25 protein-coding genes and 1 tRNA gene are annotated in these 25,979 nt (G+C 55.0%); 16 read left to right on the forward strand and 10 right to left on the reverse strand.

The window, feature by feature from the left end; all coding sequences use genetic code 11:
- Positions 1 to 590: 590 nt before the first annotated feature.
- The 5 genes from IV433_RS02670 to IV433_RS02690 all read right to left on the reverse strand — a co-directional run bounded on the left by IV433_RS02670 (position 591) and on the right by IV433_RS02690 (position 5,220).
- Positions 591 to 1,436, reverse strand: a complete 846-nt coding sequence (locus IV433_RS02670; protein ID WP_229893161.1) for an amino acid ABC transporter ATP-binding protein — start codon at positions 1,434 to 1,436, stop codon at positions 591 to 593.
- A 14-nt stretch (positions 1,437 to 1,450) separates the two neighbouring features.
- Positions 1,451 to 2,365, reverse strand: a complete 915-nt coding sequence (locus tag IV433_RS02675) for an amino acid ABC transporter permease (protein WP_195812548.1) — start codon at positions 2,363 to 2,365, stop codon at positions 1,451 to 1,453.
- Positions 2,366 to 2,389: 24 nt separating this feature from the next.
- Positions 2,390 to 2,893, reverse strand: coding sequence for a GNAT family N-acetyltransferase (locus tag IV433_RS02680; protein ID WP_152325958.1), 504 nt, complete (start codon positions 2,891 to 2,893; stop codon positions 2,390 to 2,392).
- A gap of 17 nt (positions 2,894 to 2,910) precedes the next feature.
- Entirely contained in the window at positions 2,911 to 3,834 is a 924-nt protein-coding gene (locus IV433_RS02685; protein ID WP_195812951.1) for an ABC transporter substrate-binding protein, read from the reverse strand.
- A 201-nt stretch (positions 3,835 to 4,035) separates the two neighbouring features.
- Positions 4,036 to 5,220, reverse strand: coding sequence for a M20 peptidase aminoacylase family protein (locus tag IV433_RS02690; RefSeq protein ID WP_195812547.1), 1,185 nt, complete (start codon positions 5,218 to 5,220; stop codon positions 4,036 to 4,038).
- A gap of 240 nt (positions 5,221 to 5,460) precedes the next feature.
- On the opposite strand from IV433_RS02690, the gene IV433_RS02695 reads away from it, so the two are divergent.
- The 6 genes from IV433_RS02695 (at position 5,461) to katG (ending at position 13,312) form a co-directional block, all read left to right on the forward strand.
- Positions 5,461 to 6,447 carry an LLM class flavin-dependent oxidoreductase gene (locus IV433_RS02695; RefSeq protein ID WP_195812546.1) on the forward strand — a complete coding sequence of 329 codons (987 nt, stop codon included), beginning with the start codon at positions 5,461 to 5,463 and terminating at the stop codon, positions 6,445 to 6,447.
- A gap of 9 nt (positions 6,448 to 6,456) precedes the next feature.
- A complete protein-coding gene (locus tag IV433_RS02700; RefSeq protein WP_195812545.1) occupies positions 6,457 to 7,794 on the forward strand; it encodes an LLM class flavin-dependent oxidoreductase in 1,338 nt (445 codons plus the stop codon).
- 138 nt (positions 7,795 to 7,932) lie between these two features.
- Positions 7,933 to 8,610, forward strand: coding sequence for an acrylate utilization transcriptional regulator AcuR (gene acuR / locus IV433_RS02705; RefSeq protein ID WP_195812544.1), 678 nt, complete (start codon positions 7,933 to 7,935; stop codon positions 8,608 to 8,610).
- Positions 8,611 to 8,702: 92 nt separating this feature from the next.
- A complete protein-coding gene (locus IV433_RS02710; protein ID WP_195812543.1) occupies positions 8,703 to 9,680 on the forward strand; it encodes an oxidoreductase in 978 nt (325 codons plus the stop codon).
- A gap of 195 nt (positions 9,681 to 9,875) precedes the next feature.
- Complete coding sequence (locus IV433_RS02715) at positions 9,876 to 10,847, forward strand: chemotaxis protein (protein WP_195812542.1); 972 nt, start codon at positions 9,876 to 9,878, stop codon at positions 10,845 to 10,847.
- A gap of 254 nt (positions 10,848 to 11,101) precedes the next feature.
- Positions 11,102 to 13,312: a catalase/peroxidase HPI gene (gene katG / locus IV433_RS02720; RefSeq protein WP_195812541.1), complete on the forward strand. Its 2,211-nt coding sequence runs from the start codon at positions 11,102 to 11,104 to the stop codon at positions 13,310 to 13,312.
- A gap of 72 nt (positions 13,313 to 13,384) precedes the next feature.
- Here katG and yajD read toward each other — a convergent pair whose 3' ends face one another.
- Complete coding sequence (gene yajD, locus IV433_RS02725; protein WP_152325980.1) at positions 13,385 to 13,732, reverse strand: HNH nuclease YajD; 348 nt, start codon at positions 13,730 to 13,732, stop codon at positions 13,385 to 13,387.
- 148 nt (positions 13,733 to 13,880) lie between these two features.
- Positions 13,881 to 14,069 carry a YjfB family protein gene (locus IV433_RS02730; RefSeq protein WP_195812540.1) on the reverse strand — a complete coding sequence of 63 codons (189 nt, stop codon included), beginning with the start codon at positions 14,067 to 14,069 and terminating at the stop codon, positions 13,881 to 13,883.
- A 193-nt stretch (positions 14,070 to 14,262) separates the two neighbouring features.
- On the opposite strand from IV433_RS02730, the gene IV433_RS02735 reads away from it, so the two are divergent.
- The gene (locus tag IV433_RS02735; protein ID WP_195812539.1) at positions 14,263 to 14,466 is read left to right on the forward strand and encodes a DUF6434 domain-containing protein; all 204 of its coding nucleotides are present in this window, start codon (positions 14,263 to 14,265) and stop codon (positions 14,464 to 14,466) included.
- 127 nt (positions 14,467 to 14,593) lie between these two features.
- On the forward strand, positions 14,594 to 15,247 hold the full coding sequence (locus IV433_RS02740) for an ECs1377 family protein (RefSeq protein ID WP_195812950.1): 654 nt from the start codon (positions 14,594 to 14,596) through the stop codon (positions 15,245 to 15,247).
- Positions 15,248 to 15,543: 296 nt separating this feature from the next.
- Here IV433_RS02740 and IV433_RS02745 read toward each other — a convergent pair whose 3' ends face one another.
- Positions 15,544 to 16,497, reverse strand: coding sequence for a hypothetical protein (locus tag IV433_RS02745; RefSeq protein WP_195812538.1), 954 nt, complete (start codon positions 16,495 to 16,497; stop codon positions 15,544 to 15,546).
- Positions 16,498 to 16,900: 403 nt separating this feature from the next.
- Positions 16,901 to 16,976 (reverse strand) — tRNA-Asn (locus IV433_RS02750).
- Between the two features lie 262 nt (positions 16,977 to 17,238).
- Here IV433_RS02750 and IV433_RS02755 point away from each other — a divergent pair.
- Both IV433_RS02755 and IV433_RS02760 read left to right on the forward strand, forming a co-directional pair.
- Positions 17,239 to 18,264 (forward strand): LLM class flavin-dependent oxidoreductase, encoded by a 1,026-nt coding sequence (locus IV433_RS02755; protein ID WP_195812537.1) that lies wholly within the window; start codon positions 17,239 to 17,241, stop codon positions 18,262 to 18,264.
- Positions 18,265 to 18,490: 226 nt separating this feature from the next.
- Positions 18,491 to 19,702: a multidrug effflux MFS transporter gene (locus tag IV433_RS02760; RefSeq protein ID WP_195812536.1), complete on the forward strand. Its 1,212-nt coding sequence runs from the start codon at positions 18,491 to 18,493 to the stop codon at positions 19,700 to 19,702.
- Here IV433_RS02760 and IV433_RS02765 read toward each other — a convergent pair.
- Positions 19,699 to 20,748 (reverse strand): alpha/beta hydrolase, encoded by a 1,050-nt coding sequence (locus tag IV433_RS02765; protein ID WP_195812535.1) that lies wholly within the window; start codon positions 20,746 to 20,748, stop codon positions 19,699 to 19,701. The two genes, IV433_RS02760 and IV433_RS02765, sit on opposite strands and share 4 nt — an antisense overlap.
- Positions 20,749 to 20,991: 243 nt before the next feature.
- Here IV433_RS02765 and IV433_RS02770 point away from each other — a divergent pair, with 243 nt between their 5' ends.
- The 6 genes from IV433_RS02770 (at position 20,992) to IV433_RS02795 (ending at position 25,943) form a co-directional block, all read left to right on the forward strand.
- Positions 20,992 to 21,672 (forward strand): heavy metal response regulator transcription factor, encoded by a 681-nt coding sequence (locus IV433_RS02770; protein ID WP_195812534.1) that lies wholly within the window; start codon positions 20,992 to 20,994, stop codon positions 21,670 to 21,672.
- 15 nt (positions 21,673 to 21,687) lie between these two features.
- Entirely contained in the window at positions 21,688 to 23,091 is a 1,404-nt protein-coding gene (locus IV433_RS02775) for a heavy metal sensor histidine kinase (protein ID WP_195812533.1), read from the forward strand.
- A 68-nt stretch (positions 23,092 to 23,159) separates the two neighbouring features.
- Positions 23,160 to 23,639 carry a (R)-mandelonitrile lyase gene (locus tag IV433_RS02780; protein ID WP_195812532.1) on the forward strand — a complete coding sequence of 160 codons (480 nt, stop codon included), beginning with the start codon at positions 23,160 to 23,162 and terminating at the stop codon, positions 23,637 to 23,639.
- Positions 23,617 to 24,378 carry a carboxymuconolactone decarboxylase family protein gene (locus tag IV433_RS02785; protein WP_195812531.1) on the forward strand — a complete coding sequence of 254 codons (762 nt, stop codon included), beginning with the start codon at positions 23,617 to 23,619 and terminating at the stop codon, positions 24,376 to 24,378. Before IV433_RS02780 ends, IV433_RS02785 begins: the two co-directional genes overlap by 23 nt.
- An 11-nt stretch (positions 24,379 to 24,389) precedes the next feature.
- Positions 24,390 to 24,980, forward strand: a complete 591-nt coding sequence (locus IV433_RS02790; protein WP_195812530.1) for a flavodoxin — start codon at positions 24,390 to 24,392, stop codon at positions 24,978 to 24,980.
- Between the two features lie 111 nt (positions 24,981 to 25,091).
- Positions 25,092 to 25,943 (forward strand): aldo/keto reductase, encoded by an 852-nt coding sequence (locus IV433_RS02795; RefSeq protein WP_195812529.1) that lies wholly within the window; start codon positions 25,092 to 25,094, stop codon positions 25,941 to 25,943.
- The last annotated feature ends 36 nt before the right edge of the window (positions 25,944 to 25,979 follow it).

Below are 25,979 nucleotides of genomic sequence, written 5' to 3' on the forward strand. Positions count from 1 at the left end.
AACCGCGCGAAAAAAATACGCGGTTTTCCACCTCTCCTTTCAGCGTGATTTTTGAAAGCGGCCAGAGGCTTTTTAGTTCACAACCTCACTAATTTTGGTCTGCACCTTCCCCTCTCACGAGGGGAAGGCCGGGATGGGGTGTGGGTTGTAGCCGCTCAGTGGTCTGCTAAACCCCCTCCCAACCTCCCCCTTCGCAGGGGGAGGAGCAAACCAAACCACTGTAATAGGGTGAAAAAGCCATTGGCCGCTTTTAGAAAGCTTGCTGAGCGAAGTGTTTCGAGACCTGTGGCTCGAAACCGAGTGAGGGAACCGCGCAGCGGCAAGTTTTCGCGGCAATAGCCGGTGCCGCTGAAACATAGCCAGCGAGCGATAGCGCGCAGTGAAAGAGCCCGGGATTTTCAAGGGGCGCGGCGACAGGCGCTCCTTGAAGCCAGTTTGGGTGGCAACCCAAGGTTTTGAACTTGACCTCAGAGCCAGTTTGGGTGGCAACCCAAGGTTTTGAACTTGACCTTGACCTTAGAGCCAGTTTGGATGGCAACCCCAATGTCTTGCCCCTCACGGCAAGTGAGAAAATCCAAAATTTGCCAATCTTAAAGCACCTTCTCCAGGAAGGCTTTTGTCCGCTTATGCACCGGTCTGTCCAGCACCTGCGTTGCACTCCCGCTCTCGACAACAGCGCCATCCACCATAAACACCACCTGATCGGCGACCTGCCGCGCAAAACCGATTTCGTGCGTTACCACCACCAGCGTCACACCGGACTGCGCCAGTTTTTTGATGACGTCCAGCACTTCGCCGACCAGTTCCGGGTCGAGTGCGGAGGTGGGTTCGTCGAACAACATCACTTTCGGATTGAGCGCTAAGGCGCGGGCGATGGCGATGCGCTGTTGCTGGCCGCCGGAAAGATGGCGCGGCCAGGCGTGGGCTTTTTCGCGTAAACCCACGGTATCCAGCAGCTCATAAGCACGGGCGATGGCCTGTTTACGGTTCAGCAAACCGTGAACCACGGGCGCTTCGATGATGTTGTCCAGCACCGTCATGTGCGGGAACAAATTGAAATTCTGGAAAACGTAGCCGACGTGGGTACGCTGTTTGAGGATTGCGCGTTCTTTCAGCTCGTACAGCGTGTCGCCTTTGCGGCGGTAACCGATGTAATCGCCGTCAATCTGGATAAATCCTTCATCGACGCGCTCCAGGTGATTGATGGTACGCAGCAGGGTAGATTTCCCCGAGCCGGACGGGCCAAGGATCACCGTTACCGTGCCGGGTTCGATGCTCAGGCTGACGTTATCCAGCGCTTTATGCGCGCCGTAGTATTTGCTCAGGTTATTGATCTCGATGCGCCCGACGGTGGCGGCCTGTGGCTGGCGCGGAAACAACCGTTCAACGGATGCGTCATGAGGCGGTTTTACGAATAAATCAAAGGCTTCAGACATAAATTTCTCCAGAATTATGAACGGGCGACACGCCACTGGCGCAGACGCTGCAACGGCGTGGGCGCAACCTGGCGCACGGTGCCGCGCGAGAAATAACGCTCGACGTAATATTGCAGCACCGACAGCACGGTGGTGATCAGCAGATACCACACGGTCGCCACCATCAGCAGCGGGATCACCTGCTGCGTGCGGTTGTAAATCACCTGCACGGTGTAAAACAGCTCCGGCATGGAAAGCACGTAAACAATCGATGTGCCTTTCGCCAGACTGATCACTTCGTTAAAACCGGTCGGCAGAATCGAGCGCAGCGCCTGAGGCAAAATGATGCGGAACGTCCGGCGGTAGGCCGGTAAACCGAGCGCGGCGGCGGCTTCGTGCTGGCCGTGTTCGACGCCTAAAATCCCGCCACGGATAATTTCTGCGGTATAGGCCGATTGCACCAGCGAAAGCCCCAGAACCGCGACCGAAAACTGATCCAGCAAATTCACGGTAGGCGTGCTGAAAAAGGAAATGGACGTAAACGGAATGCCGAGCGACAGGTTGTCGTAGAGATACGAAAAGTTGTAGAGGATGATCAACACCAGCAACAGCGGCAGGGACCGGAACAGCCAGATATATCCCCAGGCCAGCGCATTCATCAGATAGGATTTTGACAGGCGCGCGAGGGCCAGCGCCGTTCCTAAAATAATGCCAAAAAGCGTACCCAGTAAGGTCAGCAGCAGCGTTTTCCCAAGCCCGGAAAGAATGACCGGGTCAAAAAACCACTGGCGAAAAACGCCCCATTCCCAGCGGGCGTTGGTGGCGATGGACTCAACAATGCCCAGCAGGATAAAAACTGAAAATATCGCGCCAGCCACCCGCCACGGATAGCGTGCCGGGACTACTTTCAGCGGCGGATGATTCACGGAAGTCGGGGCGTTTTCGCTCATGGTGTTCTCTTTCTTCTGGCAATTTCAGGTGACAGGGACGTCAGCGGTCAGCGCCTTGGTAAACGGCAGACGACCGTCGTACGGCGGGCGGGAATAGACATCCGGGTCGAGACGCGTGTCAAATAAAGGCTGATAACCGTGGGACAAATAGAGCCCGACCGCTTCCGGCTGGCGGAAACCGGTGGTGAGGAAAACCTGCTGATACCCGTAAGCGGCGGCGCGACGTTCCAGCTCAAGTAAAACCTTTTGCGCCAGCCCCTGACGACGCAGTGAGCGGTGTGTCCAGATGCGTTTCAGCTCTGCGGTTTTCTCGTCGTAGCGTTTGTACGCGCCCATCGCAATGGGCGCTCCGTCTCTCAGCAGCACAATAAACGTGCCGTCCGGTTTGGAAAATACGCTGTCATCTTCCGGCGGCTGGCTGGAGAAATACTCGCCGTAGCGCTCGCGATATTCACCGAACAGCCCCTGAATGAACGGCGCAATCAGCGGGTCTTCCGGCACGGTCTGGATAAAAACGTCATCGCTCATGATGCAATCCTCTTTACTCAGTCGCCCAGTCCTGGCGGGTTAATTTCGGAGTGATCGATTTTCTCAACGCTTTCACCCCAGCGGTTAAGCACCTGCAAATAAGTGCCGTTGGCGATGGCGCTGTTAAGGGATGCCTGAACTGCGTCCACCAGGCCGTTGCCTTTTTTCAGCGTCACGGCAATGTTCGCGGTTTTCGGCCAGCCGCCCGGTACGGTGCCGACCAGTTTGGTTTTGCCGGTTAACAGCGCTTTGTAGGCTCCGGTGACGTTCGGCCCGAAGGTCGCATCGGCGCGGCCAGACTGAATCGCCAGCGTCGCGGCGGCGTCATCAGTGACGTACTGTGGTTTCAGCGCCGGTAAGCCTTTGGCCTGATTCTCTTTATCCCACGCCAGCAACACGGCTTCCTGATTGGTGCCGGAGCCGACAATAATGCGTTTCCCGGCGATATCCGGCGCGGACTGAATCGAGGTGATTTTGCTGTCGGATTTCACGTAGAAGCCCAGCGTATCTTCGCGATAGGTGGCGAAATCGAACTTGGTTTTGCGGTCTTTGGTGACGGTAATGTTGTAGATGGCGGCGTCGTATTTCCCGGAGGTCACGCCCAGCGGCCAGTCTTCCCAGGAAGCCGGAACCACTTTCAGTTTCAGGCCCAAACCGTCGGCGACCAGACGGGCGATATCCGCTTCACTGCCGATCACGGTCTTATTATCGCGGGCATACAGGCCGAACGGCGGGGCGCTGCCCAGCACGGCGAGCGCCACTGTCAGCGTGCCGGGTTCAACAAACTTAAAGTTAGCCGGGATTTTGGCCACAGCTTCCGGGCTTTTCGGCGCGTTAATGGGTTTTTCATTCGCAATCAGATCGATGCCCGGTGCGGCCTGTGCCAGTGCAGAAAGACTTAATAAAGCGGCGATGGTGGTTAATTTAAGGCTGTGTTTCATCATTATTTTTATACCCTGCATTCTTATTGTATGTGGTGATGACAGTGAGACGACAATTTCACTATTCCCGAGTGTTACAGGGATGTAAAACAACAAAATTAAATAATGAAAGAGATAAATTGGAAATAAAGCGCTTTCAGAAGTAACCACGTAAAACGCCCGGATTACCGGGCATTTCAACAGGAATGAAATTAAAGAGGGTTATTTTTCGGTTAATTCCCGCAGGGCTTTTTCAGCCAGCTGCTGGAAATATGCGGCTGCAGGATAAATAGCGGATTCGTCAGGATTAAATTGCGGGTGATGCAAACCAAATTCACTGGCGGAACCGATGCTGACGAACGCGCCGGGGACGTGATGCAGATAAAAAGCAAAATCTTCGCCGCCCATCTGCGCCGTCGCGACTTCCGTTTTATAGCCAAATTCAGCCGCAGCTTCCAGGCTGAAATCCGCCCAGCGTGGCGTATTCACCACCGCCGGTGGCCCGCCAAACCAGTGTAGTTCGGCTTTCGCACCCAGTGCCGTAGCGACGCCAGAAATCACCTGACGGATACGTTCCGGGATCTGTTCGCGGACAGCGTCGTTATGTGTGCGGACGGTGCCTTCGAGTTCGACGGTTTGCGGCAGCACGTTCCAGGTATTGCCGCCTTCAATGCGCGTGACGCTGACCACCGCCGCTTCCTGCGCGCTGACGTTGCGGCTGACCACGGTTTGCAGCGCCGAAATGATGTGGCTGGCCGTGACAATACTGTCGACGCCTTCCTCGGGATGCGCGGCGTGTGCGCCTTTGCCGGTGATCGTGATACTGAACCGGTCAACGTTGGCATAGAACGCGCCGCCTTTGGTGGAGAAGGTGCCGACCGGCAGTTCTGGCGCATTGTGCAGGCCGAAAATGACATCAACGTTTTCCAGCGCACCGGCTTTAATCAGCTGCGATGCGCCGCCAAACCGCTCTTCCGCAGGCTGGAAAAACAGACGCACGCGACCCGGAAGCTGGTCTTCACGGGCTTTCAGTAAATACGCAGCGCCCAGAATCACGGACGTGTGAAAATCGTGGCCGCAGGCGTGCATCACGCCGGGATGTTGCGAGCTGAAAGGTACGCCGGACGCTTCTTCAATCGGCAGCGCATCAATATCACCGCGCAGCGCCACCAGCGGGCCATCCGGCGGGCCGATTTCAGCTACAACGCCGGTTTTCAGCCCGAGATCCAAAATCCGTACTCCGGCCGCATTCAGCCAGCCGGTAATTCTTTGCGTGGTCGCAAATTCCTGATTCGATAATTCAGGGTTCTGATGTAATTCACGACGATGGGCGATGAGTTTGCTTTCTAATAAGGATGAACCGGACACTGTCCCGGTGCGCTCTTCATTGGCAAGTGAAATGCTCATTATTCGTAGCCTTTTATAAGGTGTGGTTGCAGTCATTTCATCGTAGACAGGAAACTCCTTTTCGCTAAAGACTCTGTGGCTATATTTTATAAGCAGTTTTCTTCTCAGGGCGCATAGCAAAATAATGGCTATCGATGCGCAATTTAATTATTTAGCTTTGACCTCACTTCGTGGAACTCTTTTTAACATGAACTGACTTTTTTCATGAATTGAAACCTGTGGATAAAAGGAATACCCCGAGTGAATTACCGACTGAGCTTATTAGACCAAAGCCCGATAAATGAAGGACAACGTGCGGAACAGGCACTGGAGGCGACGCTGACGTTTGCGAAAACGGCAGAAAAACTCGGTTATCACCGCCTGTGGGTTTCTGAACATCACGACACAGAAAAGCTGGCAGGCAGCTCGCCGGAAGTGCTGATTGCCTGGCTGCTGGCCCAGACATCGACACTGCGGATCGGCTCCGGCGGCGTCATGCTGCAACATTACAGCCCGTACAAAGTGGCTGAGAATTTCCATCTGCTTTCCGCACTCGCGCCCGATCGCGTGGATATCGGCATCGGCAAAGCGCCCGGTGGTTTACCGCTTTCAACCAAAGCGCTGCGGGGCCATGGTCCGGCAGATTCCGCACCCGGTTTCCCTGCGCAGTTACAGCAACTGACGCATTATCTGACTCATCTCGACGACAATCTGGCCGGTGTTGAAGCCCGCGCATTGCCGCAGCCGCCGGTTGCGCCGCAGCGTTTCCTGCTGGGTGCCAGCAAAGAAAGCGCCCGTCTGGCGGCGTCGCTGGGCTGGAATTTTGTCTTCGCCGGTTTCATCAACACGTCCGCAGAAGTGATGACCGAATCGGTGCTGGCGTATCACGAATATTCCGCCGGACAGGGGCAGGCGCTGGTCAGCCTTGCGGTACTGGCCGCTGAAACGCGGGAACAAGCCGCCGCGCTGGTGGCAGAGCAACATAATTTCCGCGTCACCGTCGGCGATAAACATGTGACCGTCGGCACCCGCGAACAGGCCGAAGCGTTCGTCCGGCAGGCTGGGGCGACGCAATACCGCATCGAACAGCAGCAGATCAGCGTGCTGCACGGCACGCCCGCCGACATTCATGAACAGCTGCGCGACATTCAGCGCCGTCTGTGCGTTAACGAATTCGTCATTCATACCCCGCTTACAGATGCCGCCGTGCGTCTGAAGTCCATCGAATTGCTGGCTGGCCAGCTGTAAGGAGATCTCATGAGCCATTCAAAAAGTATCAAGCTCGGTCTGATGTTGCACGGGGCAGGCGGGCATATGAATTCGTGGCGTCACGAAAAAGCGCCTGCCGATGCCAGCGTGAATTTTCCGTATTTTCGTGATTTAGCGTTGCGCGCCGAAGCCGCCGGTTTTGATTTCCTGTTCGTGGCCGACGGTCTGCACATCAACGAAAAATCGCTGCCGCATTTCCTCAACCGTTTTGAGCCGGTTGCGTTGCTGTCGGCACTGGCGTCCGCCACCCACAGCATCGGGCTGGCCGGGACGATTTCGACGTCGTACAGCGATCCGTTTACCGTGGCGCGCCAGCTGGCATCGATTGACAACATCAGTCAGGGGCGTGCGGGCTGGAACGTGGTGACATCGCCGCTGGCCGGTTCGGCGAAAAACTTTGGCAAAGATCACCCTGAGCATGCGCTGCGTTACCAGATTGCGGAAGAGTACATCAGCGTGGTGCAGGGTTTGTGGGATTCGTGGGAAGACGGCGCGTTTGTGCGCGACCGTGAAAGCGGCGTGTTTTTCGATGCCGCTAAACTGCACAAACTCAATCATCAGGGGCAATTCTTCTCGGTCGAAGGCCCGCTGAATATCCAGCGTTCGCCGCAGGGGCAGCCGGTGATTTTCCAGGCAGGCGCTTCTGATGCGGGAATCGCGCTGGCGGGTAAATCTGCCGATGCGGTCTTCACCAATGCGCGCACGCTGGAAGAGGCGCAGGAATACTCCGCCAAACTCCGGGCGCAGGTGGCAAAAAATGGCCGTCATCCGGTGGGGATATTCCCCGGTATCAGCCCGGTTGTCGGCAAAACTGAAGCAGAAGCCGAAGCCAAGTATCAGTATCTGCTTTCGCTGCTGTCGCTCGACGACGCGCTGGCGTATCTCGGCCGCTTCTTTGACCATCACGATTTTAGCCAGTATCCGCCGGATGGCCCGTTCCCGGAGCTGGGCGATTTAGGCCAGAACACATTCCGTTCCACAACCGACAGCATCAAGAAACAGGCGAAAGAAGAAAACCTGACGCTGCGTGAAGTGGCGTATCAGACTACGCTGCCGCGCGGCGAGTTTTTCGGTACGCCGGAACAGGTCGCCGACCGGCTGATCCGCTGGGTGGAGGAGGGCGGTGCGAGCGGGTTTATCATCAGCGGACCGGTGCTGACCGAAGCGCTCGACGACATCACCCGTCTGGTGCTGCCGGTGCTGGCGGCGCGCGGTTACTGGCATCCTTCCGAGGCGCATACGCTGCGCGAGCGTCTGGATATTCCGTTCAAAACTAACCGCTACAGCGTGCAGGAAACTGTCCGTGAGGCAGTGAGCGTGAAATAGTTACAACATACTGATAGTTACAAAAAGCCCGCCCGGTTCAGCCGCGGCGGGCTTTTTGCTGTTCAGGGGATGACGGGGTTGCCTGCGCAGGGAATTGGGCGTAGGCTTTTGGCAATTAAAAAACGATCGGTCTAAATTATGAGTGATGCGCTGACAATCCCGCAGGAAGTCCCGCCAGAGGCAGCTAAAAAGCCCCGCCGTGGCCGTCCACCGAAAACCGAACGCGAGTTTGCGGATACGCGTGAAGCGCTGATCCGCTCTGGTCTGGAAGTCATCACGGAGATGGGCTATCTGTCTGCGGGCATCGATGCGGTGATTAAAAACATCTCTGTGCCCAAAGGATCGTTCTACCACTATTTCGCCAGCAAACAGGATTTCGGCATGGCGGTGCTGACGTCCTACGGCTCGTTCTTCGCCCATAAGCTCGACAAATTTTTACTCAACGACGCATTGCCGCCGCTGCAACGCATCGGTGCATTTGTCGGTCACGCCGGTCAGGGCATGGCGAGATTTGAATTTAAACGCGGCTGCCTGGTCGGCAATTTATTACAGGAATCACCGCTGCTTCCCGATGATTTCCCGGAAAAGCTGAAAGCGATTTTGCAGGAGTGGGAAAGCCGCGTGGCGCATTGTCTGGAAGAAGCGCAGCGGGCGGGAGACATAAACTCCGACATGCCACCGGCGCAGTTGGCAGAAATTTTCTGGTCGGGCTGGGAAGGGGCGGTGATGCGCGCCAAACTGTTCCGTTCAGCCGAACCCCTGAATCAGTTTTGGGCCTATTTTCAGAAAAGCCTTCAACAAGAAATTCAAAAATAGAAGAAATCCAAAAATAGCACCTGCAATCATTACGTTAGTCATCGCATTTCTAACGACAACTCTTCGAAATCCTGAATAATTAAGGGAAAAAAATGAAAGCACTGGTTCTGGAACAGCTAGACAAAGCCACACTGGCCGAAGTTAAAGAGATCGCACTGCCGGAAATGGCGGAAGGCGATGTGCTGGTTGATATCAGCTGGTCCGGTCTGAATTACAAAGACGCGCTGGCGATCACCGGCAAAGGCAAAATCATCCGTCAGTTTCCAATGGTGCCGGGGATCGATTTTTCCGGCCGCGTCAGCCGCAGCAATGACGCCCGCTATACTGCCGGCCAGCCGGTCATTCTCACCGGCTGGGGCGTGGGCGAAACACACTGGGGCGGTCTGGCAGAACAGGCCTGCGTGAAAGGCGACTGGCTGGTGGCTTTGCCGGAGGGACTGGCGGCGCGTAATGCGATGATCATCGGCACGGCAGGTTTCACCGCCATGTTGTGCGTGATGGCGCTTGAAGACGCGGGCGTTAAACCGGAAAGCGGAACCGTCGTCGTGACCGGTGCCAGCGGCGGCGTGGGCAGCACGGCTGTCGCCTTGCTGCATACGCTCGGTTATACCGTTGCCGCCGTAACGGGCCGTGAATCCACGCATGATTACCTGCGTAAACTGGGTGCCAGCGAAATTCTCTCCCGCGATGATTTCGCCGAAACCCGTCCGCTGGAAAAACAGATCTGGGCGGGCGCAGTGGATACCGTCGGTGACAAAGTGCTGGCCAAAGTGCTGGCGCAAACTAACTATGGCGGCTGCGTGGCGGCCTGCGGGCTGGCGGGCGGTTTTGGTCTGCCGACCACCGTAATGCCGTTTATTCTGCGCAACGTGCGTTTGCAGGGCGTCGATTCCGTTTCTGTCCCGGCTGACCGCCGTTCTGCCGTCTGGGCACGTCTGCTGAAAACCCTGCCGCAGAGTTTCTACGGGCAGGCGGCGACTGAAATCACGCTGGAACAGGCTCCGGCCGTGGCGGCTGATTTCCTCGATAATAAAATTCAGGGCCGAACGCTGGTGAAAATCGCCGGTTAACCGTTTTTTCCGGCATCTTACGGGTGCCGGATCCCTTTCTCCTGCTCAATTTCCTCTCTGCACTAAAGAATTTCCCCGTCCGAGCCGATAAATAAGCAGTCCCTCTGAGAAAAAAAGAAAATTAATTTCCTGTTTTTCCGAATGACGCGCACGGCAAACGCACACGAAAACTAATAACGAAGGCATGGGGAAAGTATGGATAATTTTCAGAAAGAAATTGATGAAAGAACAAATCTCACTTCATCAAACCGGTTTGAATTACTGTTGTTCCGTCTGGGCTCATCGCCTGATGAAGAGCAGTCAGAATTATTTGGCATCAACGTTTTCAAACTGCGTGAAATTGTCCCTATGCCGACGCTGACCAAAGCGGCGGGAATGTCATCGCCGATGATGGGGATGACCAATATTCGCGGTGAAATTATCCCGGTAATTGACCTGCCTGCGGTCGTCGGCTGTGTGCCGAAAACCGGGCTGAATATTTTGCTGGTTACCGAGTATGCCCGCAGCACGCAGGCATTTGCGGTGGAATCGGTGGACGATATTGTTCGTCTGGAATGGAGCCAGGTGCTGGCGGCAGAATCCGGCGTGAAGAGCCGTAACATCACCAGTATTGCGCGTCTGGATAACGATAAATCCAGCAACCGTCTGGCGCTGGTGCTGGACGTCGAGCAAATCCTGCATGACATTATTCCGAACAACAATATCGACATGGATAAAAAGAAAACCAGCTCGTTCAAGATGAAACCGGGCACGGTGGCGATTGTTGCGGAAGATTCCAAAGTTGCGCGACAGATGTTGGAAAAAGGCCTGAACATGATGGAAATCCCGGCGCAGATGCACGTAACCGGCCTGGAAGCCTGGAATAAAATCCGCAAAATGGCCGAAGAATGTAAAGCCGCGGGCGTGCCTATTTCAGACAAAATTTCCTTTGTGCTGACAGATCTGGAAATGCCGGAAATGGACGGTTTCACGCTGACGCTCAATATCAAGCGTGACGAGTTCCTGAAGAATATCCCGGTGATTATCCACTCCTCGCTCTCGGGCAGCGCCAACGAAGATCACGTCCGCAAAGTCGGTGCCGACGGGTATGTGGCGAAATTCGAAATCAACGAACTCGAAGCTGCAATTCATAAAGCACTGGACGCGAAGAAAGTGGTTCACGCATAACATTGAGCTTCTCTGTAAAAAGCCCGCTTCAGGAAATCTGAGCGGGCTTTTTTCATTTTGCGACACCGAAAGAGAAGCCTTTCACTTTAACTGGCTATTCTATAATCAGTGTCGGGATTCAGAAATTGTGGAAACTCACAGAACGAACGCTGAGAAGGAAGGGAAGGTCTATCAAATGCATAGGATGTTCCAGATGTGACTGGTTTAAATCCGCGTATAGAGTAGCAATGAGACTACATAACAGGAGTGTGAGCATGAGCAGTTCTATTGATGAAGAAGCAAACGACGCAAAACCCATTGTTGAAGCAGACCGTGAAGCCTCCGCCGGTAAGTGTCCTTTTCATGCAGGCAAAAGCAATGAAACGTCTGGCGGCGGGACAAGCAATCGCGACTGGTGGCCAAACCAGCTCAGAACCGATTTACTGAACCAGCATTCCGCCCGCTCAAACCCGTTGGGTGAGGCGTTTGATTACCGCAAAGAATTTGCCAAGTTAGATTACTCCGCGCTCAAAGCCGATATCAAAGGCGTCCTGACCGAGTCGCAACCCTGGTGGCCCGCCGACTGGGGCAGCTACATTGGTCTTTTCATTCGCTTGGCATGGCACAGCGCCGGGACATACCGTTCCGTTGACGGCCGTGGTGGCTCAGGCCGTGGTCAGCAACGTTTTGCTCCGCTGAACTCCTGGCCGGATAACGTCAGCCTCGACAAAGCGCGCCGCCTGCTCTGGCCGGTGAAACAAAAATACGGCCAAAAAATTTCCTGGGCCGATCTCTATATTCTGGCGGGTAACGTCGCACTGGAGAATTCCGGTTTTCGCACCTTTGGTTTTGGTGCCGGGCGCGAAGACGTCTGGGAACCGGATCTGGATGTGAACTGGGGCGACGAAACCACCTGGCTGGAACATCGTCATCCTGAAGAACTTGCCAAATCCCCGTTGGGCGCAACGGAAATGGGGCTGATTTACGTCAACCCTGAAGGCCCGAACCACAGCGGCGATCCGGCCTCTGCGGCGCCGGCGATCCGCGCCACTTTCGGCAATATGGGCATGAACGACGAAGAGATTGTCGCGTTAATCGCCGGTGGACATACGCTGGGTAAAACTCATGGCGCGGCAGAAGCCAGCCATGTGGACGTTGATCCGGAAACCGCACCGATTGAAGCGCAGGGTCTGGGCTGGGCAAACAGCTACGGCAGCGGTGCCGGGCCGGATGCGATTACGTCCGGTCTGGAAGTCATCTGGTCGCAGACGCCAACCCAGTGGAGCAACTACTTCTTCGAAAACCTGTTCAAATATGAGTGGGTGCAGACCCGCAGCCCGGCGGGCGCTATTCAGTTTGAAGCCGCCGATGCGCCGGACATCATTCCTGATCCGTTCGATACGTCGAAAAAACGCAAACCAACCATGCTGGTGACTGACCTGACGCTGCGTTTCGATCCGGAATTCGAGAGAATTTCGCGCCGTTTCCACAGCGATCCGCAGGCCTTTAACGAAGCCTTTGCCAGAGCCTGGTACAAGCTGACTCACCGCGATATGGGGCCAAAAGCGCGTTATATCGGGCCGGAAGTGCCGAAAGAAGACTTAATCTGGCAGGATCCGCTGCCGGTGCCGGTTTATCATCCGACCGTTGCCGATATCGCCGTGCTGAAAGAGAAAATTGCGGCGTCCGGCCTGACGGCTGGCGAACTGACGTCGGTAGCGTGGGCATCGGCCTCGACATTCCGTGGCGGTGATAAACGCGGCGGGGCCAACGGTGCGCGTCTGGCGTTACTGCCGCAAAGACAATGGGACGTTAACGCCGCCGCAGTGCGCGTGTTGCCAACGCTGGAGTCCATTCAGCAGTCGCATCCGAAAGCGTCGCTGGCGGATGTGATTGTGCTGGCGGGCGTCGTCGGTGTGGAAAAAGCAGCGAAAGCGGCTAACGTCGACATCGATGTGCCGTTTACGCCGGGGCGTGTGGATGCGCGTCAGGATCAGACCGATGTTGAGTCGTTTGATTTGCTTAAACCGAGAGCCGATGGTTTCCGTAACTATCGCGGTGATACCGGCAAAACCTCGACTGAAAATCTCCTGATCGACAAGGCTCAGCAACTGACGCTGACCGTACCAGAATTAACGGTGCTGATTGGCGGATTACGTGCGCTGGGAACCAACTTCGACGGCAGCCAGCACGGCGTATTCACAGATAAAACCGGCGAGCTGAACGCGGACTTCTTCACCAATCTGCTCGATATGCGCACCGAATGGAAAGCCACTGATTCCACCGGTGAACGTTTCGAAGGGCGTGACCGCGTCAGCGGAGAATCTAAATTCACCGCCACCCGCGCCGATCTGGTGTTTGGCTCGAATGCCGTTCTGCGCGCCAGCGCCGAGGTTTACGCCAGCAGTGATGCGAAAGAGAAATTCGTGAAAGACTTCGTCGCCGCCTGGACCAAAGTGATGAATCTGGACCGTTTTGATATTTGAGATGCGATGAGCTGAAGTATTAAGTTGAAAGCCCGCCCGGATTGATCGGGTGGGCTTTTTTGTATCGTTAAATTACTTCTTCTTATTCAGCATCGACTTTAAATCGGCAAACGGATTATAGGTTGCCGCATCCACATCATCTTGTGCGTCTTCGCCCGCGACTACGCGGGTGCCGTACTGATCCGCTTCGGTGTATTTTGAGTGTTCGTGGTCATGACAATACAGACACAACAATTCCCAGTTACTGCCGTCTTCCGGGTTATTGGTGTGATCGTGATCGATATGGTGAACCGTTAATTCCCGCAGGTTTGAATAAACAAATTCCCGCGTGCAGCGTCCGCAGACCCAGGGATAGATTTTGAGGGCTTTTTCACGATATCCGCTTTCCAAGCGCGCGTAGTTTTTTGGGATCAGAGCCATTGGCGATGTTACCTGTCATAAAAAGATTGCCCGTAATATATCCCATAACGGCGCAGTCGCCCAATGCTCTGCCTGTGACGGAGAGTCAGAAACTGACACTGCTGAAAACGCGGTGCGTTCATCAACAGTGAACAGGTGAAAAGGGGATTCAGACGGTGATATTGATATTGCGGCCAATTGCCGGATTAGCAGGCAGCTGCGGGATTGATTCGATGAGGCTGCTTGCGGTTGACTGCTGGTTATCCAGGGTCTTTTTCAACATCAGGGTGTCAACTTTGTTGCTGAGATCCAGATTATCAAGCCCGGTCGCCAGCGAAGCAATTTGCGATACATCCATTTCGTTCTCCTGTTCGGTACAGCAAAAAAGGAACTCACAGGGAAGTTATCGGCATTCCGGGGGAAAACTTTAATGTGTTGATTAACTGACTGTATGAGGCGGGCGTTGAAATATTGCGGTGATATGGAAAATATAAAGCAGCTCATTTAAGGTAAACGGCTTTCCCCTTATTTGCATTTCAGGAGCAGGACCGATGAAAACTGACTGGCACAGTGCATCACTTACACCCGCTACGGTCGTCGATAAAGAGTATAAAAACACGCAAAACGTTCGTCGTTTCATGACTGAGCATTGCGGAGAGGAGTTCCGGTTCGACCGCGATTTCATGGCCTGGATCCGCAATGATATTCAAAAGACGTTGGGCGATGTCGTGGATGAATGGAAACGCCGGCAGTAAGCGTGTCTCAGGCGGTGCAAAACAGGGATGTCGTTTACCGTCAAATAGATGATTTTTTTGTCGCGTAAACAACGGTATTTGGTTTAGTTTTATACGGTTTGATGACAGACAGGCGCGGGGAATAATGATGAGTGAACGTATCGATTATCAAATCGAAAAATACCAATTTGCGGCAATTGACGAATCTCCCCGGCTAACGCAGCAGTGGGCGGAAGTGACAGAAGAGTGCAGGCAGATAAAAGCCGGAAGTGAAGAGCGGCTGCATCTTGCGTTACTGAATGTGGATTACGTCACCAGCTTTGAAATCCCGTTTCGCCTCCAGCTGATCCGCGCCCCGCAGCTGATAGATCAACTGCGTAAAACGCTGCCGTTGGGCCGCAAGCCGGTCAACATCAGCGAAAACCGGTATGGCTGTGTTTATAGCATCAGGGCCGATCTGAACAATGTCCCCGATGCTTTTCGCTATCGTTTTACCCACCGGATCCGCCGCGTGACGGCGGATGGCGTGACAACGACCGCGTATCAGGACATTGCAAAACAGGTTAAAGCACCTCGTGAACGTCTGCGTCTGGCGCTGGAAGCCGGTTTATCTGTCAGCGCTCTGGACGGTTTATTCTGGTTCGGTATGCAGCGTATCGCCGCTGACGTTTCAACGCTGAGAAAGTCCGGCATGCGGATTGCCACCGCCGGGGCCGAAGCCTTCGATAATCTGACCGGGACCACGCGGCAGATCCCTGTCTACCGGTTAGGGCATCCTCTGGAAAATAAAAAGCCCGCTTAGTTTTCTGAGCGGGCTTTTCTGGTCGGGATCGCCATTACCCGTAACTGGCTAATCTGTTTGCTAAAACCAGGTTCAATTTTCGTCAAGAGCCTCTGAATGACCCGCTGCAGAGGCAGATTAACAAAGGCGGGTGATTCCTGGTTTCCCTGCCACTACTCTGATATGACTGATCACAATGCCACGTGCCGGATAAGCATTAATGGGCAAAGAGCGCAATCAGGATAATGATTGGAATGGGCACGCCTAAAAATAACAGTAACAATGAGCGCATGGTAAACCTCTCTCATATTTAAGGATTATAAATCACGTTGACGGCCACCGAAGGTCGCACACAAGCTCGCTACGAAAGCGCCCGCCAGCAAAGAAATAAATGTCCAGAGCATCAGATAGCTCGTGGTTTTGCGTGCGGCATCAGCAGCTTGCTGCGCTTTTTCCTTCGCTTCTTTTAATTTAGCCTGGGCTTTGTCATAGGTGCTTTGTACCCTCTGTTCAGCCTCTTGCTGACTGATACCCGTGTTTTGAGCAATCAACCGCGCGACATACTGACGATCATCCTGGGGTAAGGCGCCGGACGTTATGCTGTTGGCAAATATACCGGTCACTTCGGCTAACTGTGCAGGAGAAACGGATGGGTGAGATGCCGATGGCGTTGCAGGAGCAGGTGCGACTGTTGACGACGCGGGATCGGCTACACCGTTTGCAGGTGTGGCAGGATTGTTCGCCCTGAACATCGTGTTAACGAAATAGTCCATTGACGAACCGGGTATCGCAGACGATTTGTTCGCCAGACTCGCCGCACCGCTGGCAACGTTACCCACGATTTTAGCCCCCCCTCCGACGAGTGTTCCCAACGTGCTCGTTAACAGCACAGCAGAGACAAGCGCCGCGACAGCCCAGGCTAAAAACCCATGTGCAGTATCGCGGAAATAGACTTCATCGGTGTGGGTATCGACCCATTTCGTGCGCAGTCGTCCGGATAAATAGCCTCCCATGCCCGACGCAACAATCTGAGTAAACGCCAGCCAGGCTATGGCAGCGATACCCACCGTGCCTGCGTCAAGCCCATGATTTTCCCATGGCGAAACGGACGTGAGACCTAAACCAGCGCCCAATATAAGCAAAATTAAAGCGAGGGATGCCGCAGCTGCAGCGCCAGCAAATATCGCACCCCATGATACGGCGCTGCTGCTCGCGGCGGGCAGACGCGTATCGGGATACGTCGCTGTTGAGTGTTCGGGAATGTGAGTCATTTATGTTGTCCTTAATTAATCTTTGCGTTCAACTGATTGAAGAAACAGAAAACATTTTCATCTTCAACATTAAGGCTCTTCACGAGCCGGGTGATGCAAGTTATAAAAAGGAAGGCTGTAAAACTGAAAAAAGTAGAACTAATAATCACAATGGAAATTTATTCCATGACTAAGAATAGTAGATAATTTCGCTGTAAATGGATTTTTAAAATTTAAAAATACGTTACTTTTTAATGCGGCGGATTTTATAGCGAATTCAGGTTGACGAGGCGCGTTTTCGCAACCTGCCACTCCAGGAAAAGTGCGAGATACCCTCATCAATTTGTTCTTTGGCTTAAAGCCGTCACTCAAAAAAACCAAAACAAAAAGCCCGCTTAGTTTCCTAAGCGGGCTTCTCTAAATTTGGCTCCTCTGACTGGACTCGAACCAGTGACATACGGATTAACAGTCCGCCGTTCTACCGACTGAACTACAGAGGAATCGTGTGAACGGGGCGCATAATAACGGGTGATGACGTCGTTGGCAAAGGATTTTTTACATCTGCGTTTTTATGGCGACTATTTGTTCAGGTTATTAAAAAACAAGCAAAAAAGTCTGCTCTCCTTCAAATTTATTGAATCCTTATGTTAAACAAATGATATTTATTCTCATCCTGAATCGCGTAGAGTGAATCTATTATTGCGGCCTGGCGAAAAGGGCCTCTTTGCGGATTATCTCCCTGAATATGAGGATGAATACTCGATGAAAAATATTGGATTTTTATCATTTGGTCACTGGACGCCGTCGCCACAGTCCGGCACCCGTTCGGCGGCTGACGCTTTGCTGCAATCTATCGATCTGGCCGTCGCCGCTGAAGAACTGGGCGCGGATGGCGCGTATTTTCGCGTGCATCACTTTGCGCGTCAGCTGAGTTCGCCGTTCCCGCTGCTGGCCGCGATTGGTGCGAAGACCCGCAAGATTGAAATCGGTACCGGCGTGATCGACATGCGTTATGAAAATCCGCTGTATATGGCCGAAGACGCCAGCGCGGCGGATCTGATTTCCGGCGGGCGTTTGCAGCTGGGGATTAGCCGGGGTTCACCGGAGCAGGTGATTGATGGCTGGCGCTACTTTGGTTATCAGCCTGAAGAAGGTGAAACCGAGGCGGATATGGCGCGCCGCACGACGGAAAAGTTCCTCGACGTGCTGCGCGGCGAAGGTTTTGCGAAACCGAATCCTCAGCCGATGTTCCCGAATCCGCCGGGCTTGCTGCGGCCTGAGCCTTATTCTGAAGGTCTACGTGACCGCATCTGGTGGGGCGCGGGTTCGAATGCGACCGCAGTCTGGGCGGCGAAGCTGGGTATGAATCTGCAAAGCTCGACGCTGAAAGATGATGAAACCGGCGAGCCGTTCCATATCCAGCAGGCGGCGCAAATCCGGGCGTACCGCGCGGCGTGGGCCGAAGCGGGGCATACACGCGCGCCACGCGTTTCTGTCAGCCGCAGTATTTTTGCGCTGATGGATGACCGCGATCGCATGTATTTTGGCGGTGGCGGCAACGACGGTGACAAAGTCGGTTATCTTGACGAGAAAACCCGTGCCATCTTCGGGCGCAGCTATGCGGCGACGCCGGACAGGCTGATTGAACAGCTGAAACAGGACGAAGCGATTGCTGAAGCGGACACGTTATTGCTGACTGTGCCGAATCAGCTGGGCGTGGATTACAACGTTCACGTTATAGAATCGATCCTGAAACACGTGGCACCGGCGATGGGCTGGCGCGACTGAACTGCCTGAAATCAACAGTTAAGCCGGTAACGTTAAGCCGTAAACTTTAAGCGATAAAAACACTACGCCCGCCGGGTTTTCCTGAGCGGGCATTTTTGCGTCTGGCGGGGCGGCAACAGCCCGCATTCATGAATACAGCTCATAATCTCTATCCGATTCCCCGCCATTATCTCCCGCCGTGAACCCGCTAGTATAAAGTCCTCTCCTTATTTCCCGATGGAACACCATGACTGATTCTCAGGCACGATCGCAGATCGCTACCGGAAAAACGACCGGCCTCACGTTTGTACTTATTCTCAGCGCATTAATGGCTTTCACGTCTTTATCGACCGACATTTATTTACCCGCCATGCCGCTGATGGCGAAGGATTTACAGGGCGACGCGGAACTGACCATCACCGGTTTTTTAATCGGTTTTTGTATTGCACAACTGATCTGGGGGCCGGTAAGCGATCATTTTGGGCGTCGTCTGCCGCTGTTTATCGGCATGGTGTTGTTCGTCATCGGTTCCGCCGGTTGCGCGTTATCCACGGATATCGGGCAGATTGTTTTCTGGCGTGTCTTTCAGGCGCTGGGCGCATGTACCGGCCCGATGCTGGCGCGGGCGATGATCCGTGACCTGTTCAGCCGCACCCGCGCGGCGCAAATGCTTTCGACGCTGATGATTATCATGGCGATCGCCCCGATTGCCGGGCCGCTGCTGGGCGGGCAGATGATCAAAGTGACTTCCTGGCATTCTATTTTCTGGCTGCTGGCGGTGATCGGCACATTCATGCTGATTTCCCTGTTCTGGCTGCCGGAAACCTTACCGGAAGAAAAGCGCGTGAAAGCGTCACTGCGCAGTGCCTTTCGCAACTACTTCACGCTGCTGAGCAACACACAGTACATGCGTTTTACGTTGTGCCTGACGTTCTATTACGTCGCGGCGTATGCGTTTATCACCGGCTCACCTTTCGTTTACATCACCTATTTTGGCGTCGAGCCGCAGCATTACGGCTGGCTTTTTGCCATCAATATCGTCGGGCTGATGGCGGTGAGCATGGTTAACCGGCGTCTGGTGCATCGTTATCCGCTGGAAACGTTACTCAGATACGCCGTGTGTATCGCAATGCTGGCCGCACTGGTGCTGGCGCTGGCGACCGGCGCAGGAATTGGCGGGATCGGCCTGATTGTGGCGGCGGTATTTGTTTTCTTTGCGATGAATGGCGTTATTGCCGCGACGTCAACCGCCGCCGCGCTGGACGCCGTGCCGAACGTTGCCGGTTCTGCCTCTGCACTGATGGGGGCGTTGCAGTACGGCAGCGGGATTATCTCTTCATTGTTGCTGGCGCTGCTCAGTGACGGGACGCCGTGGACGATGGGCTGGATTATCGCGGTATTTACCGTAGCCAGCGCCGTGATGGCACTGACTACGCGAGGGGCTAAAACGGCGGGTTAGATATTTTTGTCGAAGAAGGTATCAAGTTTGGTCATTGCCTGATCGACATAACGCGGCACCCAGTACGTCTCGATGTGCGTCGCGCCTTCGATCAGATACAGCTCTTTATTCTGTGTGCCGGTGGCCTTTTTAAACGCGCTTTCCGTCATGTAAAGCGAGTCGGCTTTGGTGCCGGCCATCATCAGTAAAGGCTGGTTGATGAGATCCATACTGGTCGAGGCATCAAAACTCATCAGATCCAGCAGGCTGCTGGTGGTGTAGCGGAAGGTCGAGTTCGGGTGCGCGTGGGTTTTTCCGTAGTACTCGAAGCCCTGACGGTACAGATCAAACGGGAGTTTCGCGACCTGTTCGTCGGTGAGCTTCGCGTCGCCCGTATAACTGATTTCGCCCGTGGTGACTTCTTTGATGCGTGCGTCGGTTGCCTGTTTCAGGCGTTCCTGAATGGTGGAAATCTGCGAGTCCTGATAGCCGTTGCGGCGCACCAGGCCGGAGTTAAACATGCTCAGCGTCGCCAGTGCTTTGAAGCGTTTGTCGGTCTGGGCGGCTTTCAGGGAATAACCGCCGCCGCCGCAGATGCCCAGCAGGCCGATGCGTGCGGTGTCCACGCCCGGATACTGGCTGATGTAGTCGGCCATGCCGTGAATATCTTCAATGCGGTTTGCCGGTTTATCGACGCTGCGCGGCATACCGCCGCTGGCTCCCTGATACGCCGCATCGGCCGCAATGGTGATGTAGCCGTGTTCGGCGAGGCGCTGCGCGTAAAGCCCGGCGACCTGTTCTTTTACGCCGCCGTTAGGGTGCGCGACGACCACCGTCGGGTATTTTTTTGCCGGGTCGTAGTTGGCGGGCGTGTAGACATTCGCGGCAATCTGAATGCCGTGAAGATCGTATTTCACCGGATGAATGTTGACCTTGCCCTGGACGTTTTCGGTGATCGCGCCGTCATACACCAGCGTGAATGGATTTTTACGGTAATCAGCCGCATGGGCGGACGTCATTCCGGCAATGGCTGTCAGCAGCATGGCGCTGAGGAAAGTGGATTTCATGGTATCTCCCGAATGTGTGGTGTTCGCTGTCGTTGTGATAACGAAACGGACTTCGACTGTGAATGAGCCGGTTCAGGGTAGGGCGGCGGGGCTGTCAGCACCGTGACGGGAAAATAACAATCCTGTCAGTCAGGAAAATGCGTAACTGACAGAATTGTCAGGAAAATGTCAGCCAGCTGTACGGGATGAAACGCTACTATCGCCCCTGCACGCGGGCACAGGAAAGCTTGAGAGGAAATCAGGATGCGACTGTTACTGGTTGAAGACGAAGAAAAAACATCGGCGTATCTGAGCCGCGCGCTGGGCGAATCCGGCTTTACCGTGGATGTCTCGGCGGACGGTGCCGAGGGGCTGCACTACGCGCTGGAATTTGATTACGACGCGATCATTCTGGATGTGATGCTGCCGGGCATGGACGGTTACCGCGTGCTGGAAGGGCTGCGTGCCAGTAAACAAACGCCGGTGCTGATGCTTTCTGCGCGGGGTTCGGTGGATGAACGCGTTAAAGGCCTGCGACTGGGCGCGGATGATTACCTGCCAAAACCGTTTTCCCTGATTGAGCTGGTTGCACGAATTCAGGCGCTGGTGCGTCGCCGTACAACGGATGGTGCCGATATCACGCAGCTGCAAATTCACGATCTGCATCTGGATCTGCTGGCCCGCCGCGTTTTTCGTGCCGGTGCGCGGCTGGAACTGACGGCGAAGGAGTTTGCGCTGCTGAGCCTGCTGGCGCGCCATCAGGGCGAGATCCTCTCCAAAATGATGATTGCCGAACAGGTGTGGGATATGAATTTCGACAGCGATGCGAACGTGGTTGAAGTCGCGATTAAACGCCTGCGCGCCAAGATTGATATGCCGTTTGAGGGCAAGCTGCTGCATACCGTTCGCGGTATGGGCTACGTCCTTGAAGTCAGGCCCGAGTAAGCGAAGGAGAAACGCATGTTCAGACGTTCGATTTCGCTCCACATGGCGCTGATGTTTGCGCTCGCCGCCTTGCTGATTGTCTCGGCGATCGGGATTTTGCTGCGAAGCTCGCTGCATGATTCTTTGCAAAAACAGATGCATAACGAGCTGCTGTTTCGTGAATCGCTGATGAGCCCGTGGATCACCGCGCGCACATCGGCGGAAGGCTGGTCAACGCTGGCCGGTAAATTCACGCTTCTGGCGAGTTCGGAGGGCGAGCGGGTTCGTTACTGGATTGTCAGCGACGATCCGCGTTTCAGCGTAGGCGGCACGCCGCCGGTAGGCGTTACGTGGTCATCCCTGCAAGAGGGATTCAATAAACTGCCCGGTTCCTCCGAAGGTTCCTGTTCGCTGTTTCTGCTGGTGAAAACTCTGCCCGCCAACGGCGACAGACCGGCGCTGCGCTATGTTGTGGCTATCGATTCCACGCCGTATATGGGCACGCTGGATGCGTTTACGCAGACGCTGATTGTGATTACGGCGCTGGGTGCGCTGATTGTCGCCTTGCTGGGATACGCCGTTTCGCGAATCGGGCTGCGGCCGGTCGGCGCGCTGAGTGATCAGGCGCAGCAGCTTGCGCCGGGAGATCACGGGCAGCGGCTGGACACCACGTTTTTACCTCACGAACTGCAACCGCTGGCCGCCTCGTTTAACGGCGTGCTTGAGCGGCAGGAAATCGCCTGGCGGCAGCTGGAAAGTTTTAACGCGGATGTCGCCCATGAACTGCGCACGCCGCTGACCAACCTGATTGGCCAGACACAGCTCGGCCTTTCGCGTCGCCGGTCGTATGAGGAGCTGGAAGAGTTGCTCGGCTCGAACCTCGAAGAACTCGGGCGGATGACGTCCATCGTCAATGACATGCTGTTTCTTTCACACGCGCACGCCGGTGAACATGCGTCCCAGCTAACGCGCATTTCCCTGCGTGAAGAAACGCTGAAAACGGCGGAATACGTCGAGCCTTCTTTCGCTGAAAAACAGCTTTCTCTGGAAGTGGAAGGGGATGTCACCGCCCTGATTGACCGGCGTCTGTTCCACCGTTCGCTGGCGAATCTGCTGGAGAACAGCGCCCGACATTCACCGCCGCAAAGCACCGTGACCGTCCGGTTGAGTGAGCAAAATAATCAGGCGTTCGTTGCCGTGTCCAACCCCGGCGAGCCTATCGCGGCGGGGCATCTGCACCGCCTGTTTGAGCGTTTTTACCGGGTGGACTCCTCGCGCACCAAAAGCGATACGCATCATGGCCTGGGGTTATCCATCGTCCGCGCGGTGGCGATTATGCATCAGGGCGATGTGTTTGCCCGCAGCGAAGGCGGCGTCAATACCTTCGGACTCACGCTGGCGATGACGGCTGACAAGATTGTCAGGAGGCCGTCAGCCTGACGACATGTCGCCCCCGTTAGAATCATCGCGACGCAGCATCCACATTACTGGCTAAAAGGACGCATCGCATGATCGGGAAAATACGTTATTTCGGGCTGATTCTGCCTCTCATCACTTTTTCTGTTACCGCTCAGGTTCCGCCTGCGTCGGTGCAAATCGCCGCCGCAGGAACGCAAAAACCAGTCACCGGCCCGGCGGAGAATTTAACCGGCCATGTGCGGGTGGATCCTTTATTCGGTGCGGATAAAGACATCAGCGCTTCCGGTGCCTATGTCACTTTCGAACCGGGCGCCCGCTCGGCCTGGCATACACATCCGGCCGGTCAGCGGCTGATTGTCACTTCCGGCGTGGGCCTGACCCAGCAGGAAGGCCAGCCGGTGCAGATCATCCGCGCCGGTGATGTCGTTTCGTGCCCGCCCGGCGTTAAACACTGGCATGGTGCCGCGCCGGGCAGCGCAATGACGCATCTGGCAGTGACCGGAATGGTGCAGGGGAAGAGTGTTGAATGGATGGAGAAAGTGACCGATGAACAATATCACGCGCATTAAAACCCTCACGGCGGCGGCATTACTGATTTTCGGTTCCGGCCAGATGTCATTTGCCGCGCCGCCCGTTACAACAGGAGCCTCAACAATGAACCCGCAATCCAGCGTTTCCGAAACATTGTCTGCACGTCAGCAGGCCATTCCTTTAATCGCCGCGTTTATGGCAGGCAGCCAGATGGAAAAACTCAGCGCCGCACTGAATCAGGGGCTGGACGCCGGGCTGACCGTTAACGAAACCAAAGAAATCCTTGTACAGCTTTACGCGTATACCGGTTTTCCGCGCAGCCTTAACGCATTAACCGAACTCATGAAAGTGGTCGAAGCCCGCAAACAGCGAGGCATACACGACGCAGAAGGCCAGGAACCGGTAAGCCCGATCCCGGTCGGGGAAGAACTCCGCCGCATGGGAACCGCCAATCAGACCAAAATCTCCGGTGCGCCGGTGCAGGGCCCGTTGTTTGATTTTGCGCCGGTGATAAATCAGTTTCTGCAAACGCATTTATTCGGCGACATTTTTGCCCGCGACAATCTGGACTGGCAGAGCCGCGAGCTGGCAACGGTCGGGGCGTTAGCCGCCACGCCCGGCGTCGAAGCGCAGCTGTTATCCCATACGCGGGCAAGTTTGCGCGTCGGGCTGACGGCGGGGCAGCTGCAACAGCTGGCGCAAACCCTGCGTGAAAATGGCGAAAACGAAGCGGCGTCCCGCGCTGAACATGCGCTGCAACTGGCCACTGCAAAATAAAGGAGAGGGCGATGTCAGAAGAACATGATCCGGCGCGCAGAATCTTGCTCACCGCGCTGGCGGGGTTAACGCTCGCCAATGTCCCGCTGGTCGCGGCGGCCAGCGATAACGCCAACGTACTGAGCAACAACCGCACGCTGGTGGTGTATTTCACAAGAAGCGGCAACACGCGCGTGATTGCGGGCGTCATCCACCGCAGCCTGAAAACCGATCTGTTTGAAATCGAACCCGCGAAACCTTATCCGGAAGATTATTTCCAGACCGTCGCGCAGGCCAAAAGCGAACACGACCGGGGAACGCTGCCCGCCTTAAAAAATACCGTTCCCGACATGGCAGGTTATCAGACGGTGTATCTGGGCTTTCCCGTCTGGGGCACCAGCGTGCCGCCAGTGGTGCAGACTTTCCTGAGCACTCACGATCTCGCCGGTAAGTTACTCATCCCGTTTATTACCCACGGCGGCTACGGAAAGGGCGACAGTGAAGACGTTCTCGCGCGACTGGCGGCGGGCGCAAAACGCGAAAAACCGCTGGTCATTGAAGGCAGTCAGGAAAGAAGAACCACAGAAACCGTCACCAGCTGGCTGGAAACTGTACGCAGCTGATGTTCCGCAATTAATGAATTCTGCTAATGAACCCTATCGGATTAGGGCCTCTAATCCGATTAATCGCTCTGCGTTATGCTTATCTCAGGCACAACACTCAAGGATAACGTCATGCAAACAGTAAAACTGAACAACGGTATTGAAATGCCCCTGCTGGGCTTTGGTGTCTTCCAGATGACGGACGCCGCAGAATGCGAGCGTGCCGTTATCGATGCGATTGAAACCGGCTACCGCCTGATTGATACCGCCGCCTCTTACAAGAATGAAACGCAGGTGGGCAACGCGCTCAGGCAAAGCGGCATTGCGCGCGACGAGCTTTTCGTTACCACCAAACTGTGGTTACAGGGCGCAAGTTATGAAGGCGCAAAAGCGCAGTTCGAGCGGTCGCTGAACCGGCTGCAACTGGATTACGTCGATTTATATCTGATTCACCAGCCGTATGGTGACGTTCACGGCGCGTGGCGCGCAATGGAAGAGTTGCATCAGGCAGGGAAAATCCGCGCGATTGGCGTGAGTAACTTCCAGCCGGATCGTCTGGCCGACCTGATGGCCTTTAATAACGTCGTTCCTGCGGTCAACCAGATTGAAGTGAACCCGTTCAACCAGCAGCTGCATGCGGTGCCGTGGATGCAGAGCCGCGGGATCCAGCCGGAAGCCTGGGCGCCGTTTGCGGAAGGCAAAAACGGCCTGTTCCAGAATCCGGTATTAGCGGCGATTGGCGCAAAATATGGCAAAAGCGTGGGGCAGGTGGTTCTGCGTTGGGTCTTCCAGCGTGGCATTGTTTCGCTGGCAAAATCAGTGCGCAAAGAGCGGATGGAAGAGAACATCAACGTGCTGGATTTTGAACTGAGTCAGGACGAAATGATTAAAATCAGCGCGATGGACACGGCGACCAGTGCCTTCTTCTCGCACCGTGATCCGGCAATGGTTGAATGGCTGACGGGCCGCAAACTGGATATCTGATATCCCTCGTTTATAAAACATCCGCGACACTCAAAA

The organism is Rahnella laticis, from assembly GCF_015644585.1.
GTDB lineage: Bacteria > Pseudomonadota > Gammaproteobacteria > Enterobacterales > Enterobacteriaceae > Rahnella > Rahnella laticis.

Excerpts from the sequence above, each read along its gene's own strand:
- IV433_RS02670 (WP_229893161.1), bottom strand. The coding sequence starts at position 1,436 with ATGTCTGAAGCCTTTGATTTATTCGTAAAACCGCCTCATGACGCATCC.
- IV433_RS02675 (WP_195812548.1), bottom strand. The coding sequence starts at position 2,365 with ATGAGCGAAAACGCCCCGACTTCCGTGAATCATCCGCCGCTGAAAGTA.
- IV433_RS02680 (WP_152325958.1), bottom strand. The coding sequence starts at position 2,893 with ATGAGCGATGACGTTTTTATCCAGACCGTGCCGGAAGACCCGCTGATT.
- IV433_RS02685 (WP_195812951.1), bottom strand. The coding sequence starts at position 3,834 with ATGAAACACAGCCTTAAATTAACCACCATCGCCGCTTTATTAAGTCTT.
- IV433_RS02690 (WP_195812547.1), bottom strand. The coding sequence starts at position 5,220 with ATGAGCATTTCACTTGCCAATGAAGAGCGCACCGGGACAGTGTCCGGT.
- IV433_RS02700 (WP_195812545.1), top strand. The coding sequence starts at position 6,457 with ATGAGCCATTCAAAAAGTATCAAGCTCGGTCTGATGTTGCACGGGGCA.
- acuR (WP_195812544.1), top strand. The coding sequence starts at position 7,933 with ATGAGTGATGCGCTGACAATCCCGCAGGAAGTCCCGCCAGAGGCAGCT.
- IV433_RS02710 (WP_195812543.1), top strand. The coding sequence starts at position 8,703 with ATGAAAGCACTGGTTCTGGAACAGCTAGACAAAGCCACACTGGCCGAA.
- IV433_RS02715 (WP_195812542.1), top strand. The coding sequence starts at position 9,876 with ATGGATAATTTTCAGAAAGAAATTGATGAAAGAACAAATCTCACTTCA.
- katG (WP_195812541.1), top strand. The coding sequence starts at position 11,102 with ATGAGCAGTTCTATTGATGAAGAAGCAAACGACGCAAAACCCATTGTT.
- yajD (WP_152325980.1), bottom strand. The coding sequence starts at position 13,732 with ATGGCTCTGATCCCAAAAAACTACGCGCGCTTGGAAAGCGGATATCGT.
- IV433_RS02730 (WP_195812540.1), bottom strand. The coding sequence starts at position 14,069 with ATGGATGTATCGCAAATTGCTTCGCTGGCGACCGGGCTTGATAATCTG.
- IV433_RS02735 (WP_195812539.1), top strand. The coding sequence starts at position 14,263 with ATGAAAACTGACTGGCACAGTGCATCACTTACACCCGCTACGGTCGTC.
- IV433_RS02740 (WP_195812950.1), top strand. The coding sequence starts at position 14,594 with ATGAGTGAACGTATCGATTATCAAATCGAAAAATACCAATTTGCGGCA.
- IV433_RS02745 (WP_195812538.1), bottom strand. The coding sequence starts at position 16,497 with ATGACTCACATTCCCGAACACTCAACAGCGACGTATCCCGATACGCGT.
- IV433_RS02755 (WP_195812537.1), top strand. The coding sequence starts at position 17,239 with ATGAAAAATATTGGATTTTTATCATTTGGTCACTGGACGCCGTCGCCA.
- IV433_RS02760 (WP_195812536.1), top strand. The coding sequence starts at position 18,491 with ATGACTGATTCTCAGGCACGATCGCAGATCGCTACCGGAAAAACGACC.
- IV433_RS02765 (WP_195812535.1), bottom strand. The coding sequence starts at position 20,748 with ATGAAATCCACTTTCCTCAGCGCCATGCTGCTGACAGCCATTGCCGGA.
- IV433_RS02770 (WP_195812534.1), top strand. The coding sequence starts at position 20,992 with ATGCGACTGTTACTGGTTGAAGACGAAGAAAAAACATCGGCGTATCTG.
- IV433_RS02775 (WP_195812533.1), top strand. The coding sequence starts at position 21,688 with ATGTTCAGACGTTCGATTTCGCTCCACATGGCGCTGATGTTTGCGCTC.
- IV433_RS02780 (WP_195812532.1), top strand. The coding sequence starts at position 23,160 with ATGATCGGGAAAATACGTTATTTCGGGCTGATTCTGCCTCTCATCACT.
- IV433_RS02785 (WP_195812531.1), top strand. The coding sequence starts at position 23,617 with ATGAACAATATCACGCGCATTAAAACCCTCACGGCGGCGGCATTACTG.
- IV433_RS02790 (WP_195812530.1), top strand. The coding sequence starts at position 24,390 with ATGTCAGAAGAACATGATCCGGCGCGCAGAATCTTGCTCACCGCGCTG.
- IV433_RS02795 (WP_195812529.1), top strand. The coding sequence starts at position 25,092 with ATGCAAACAGTAAAACTGAACAACGGTATTGAAATGCCCCTGCTGGGC.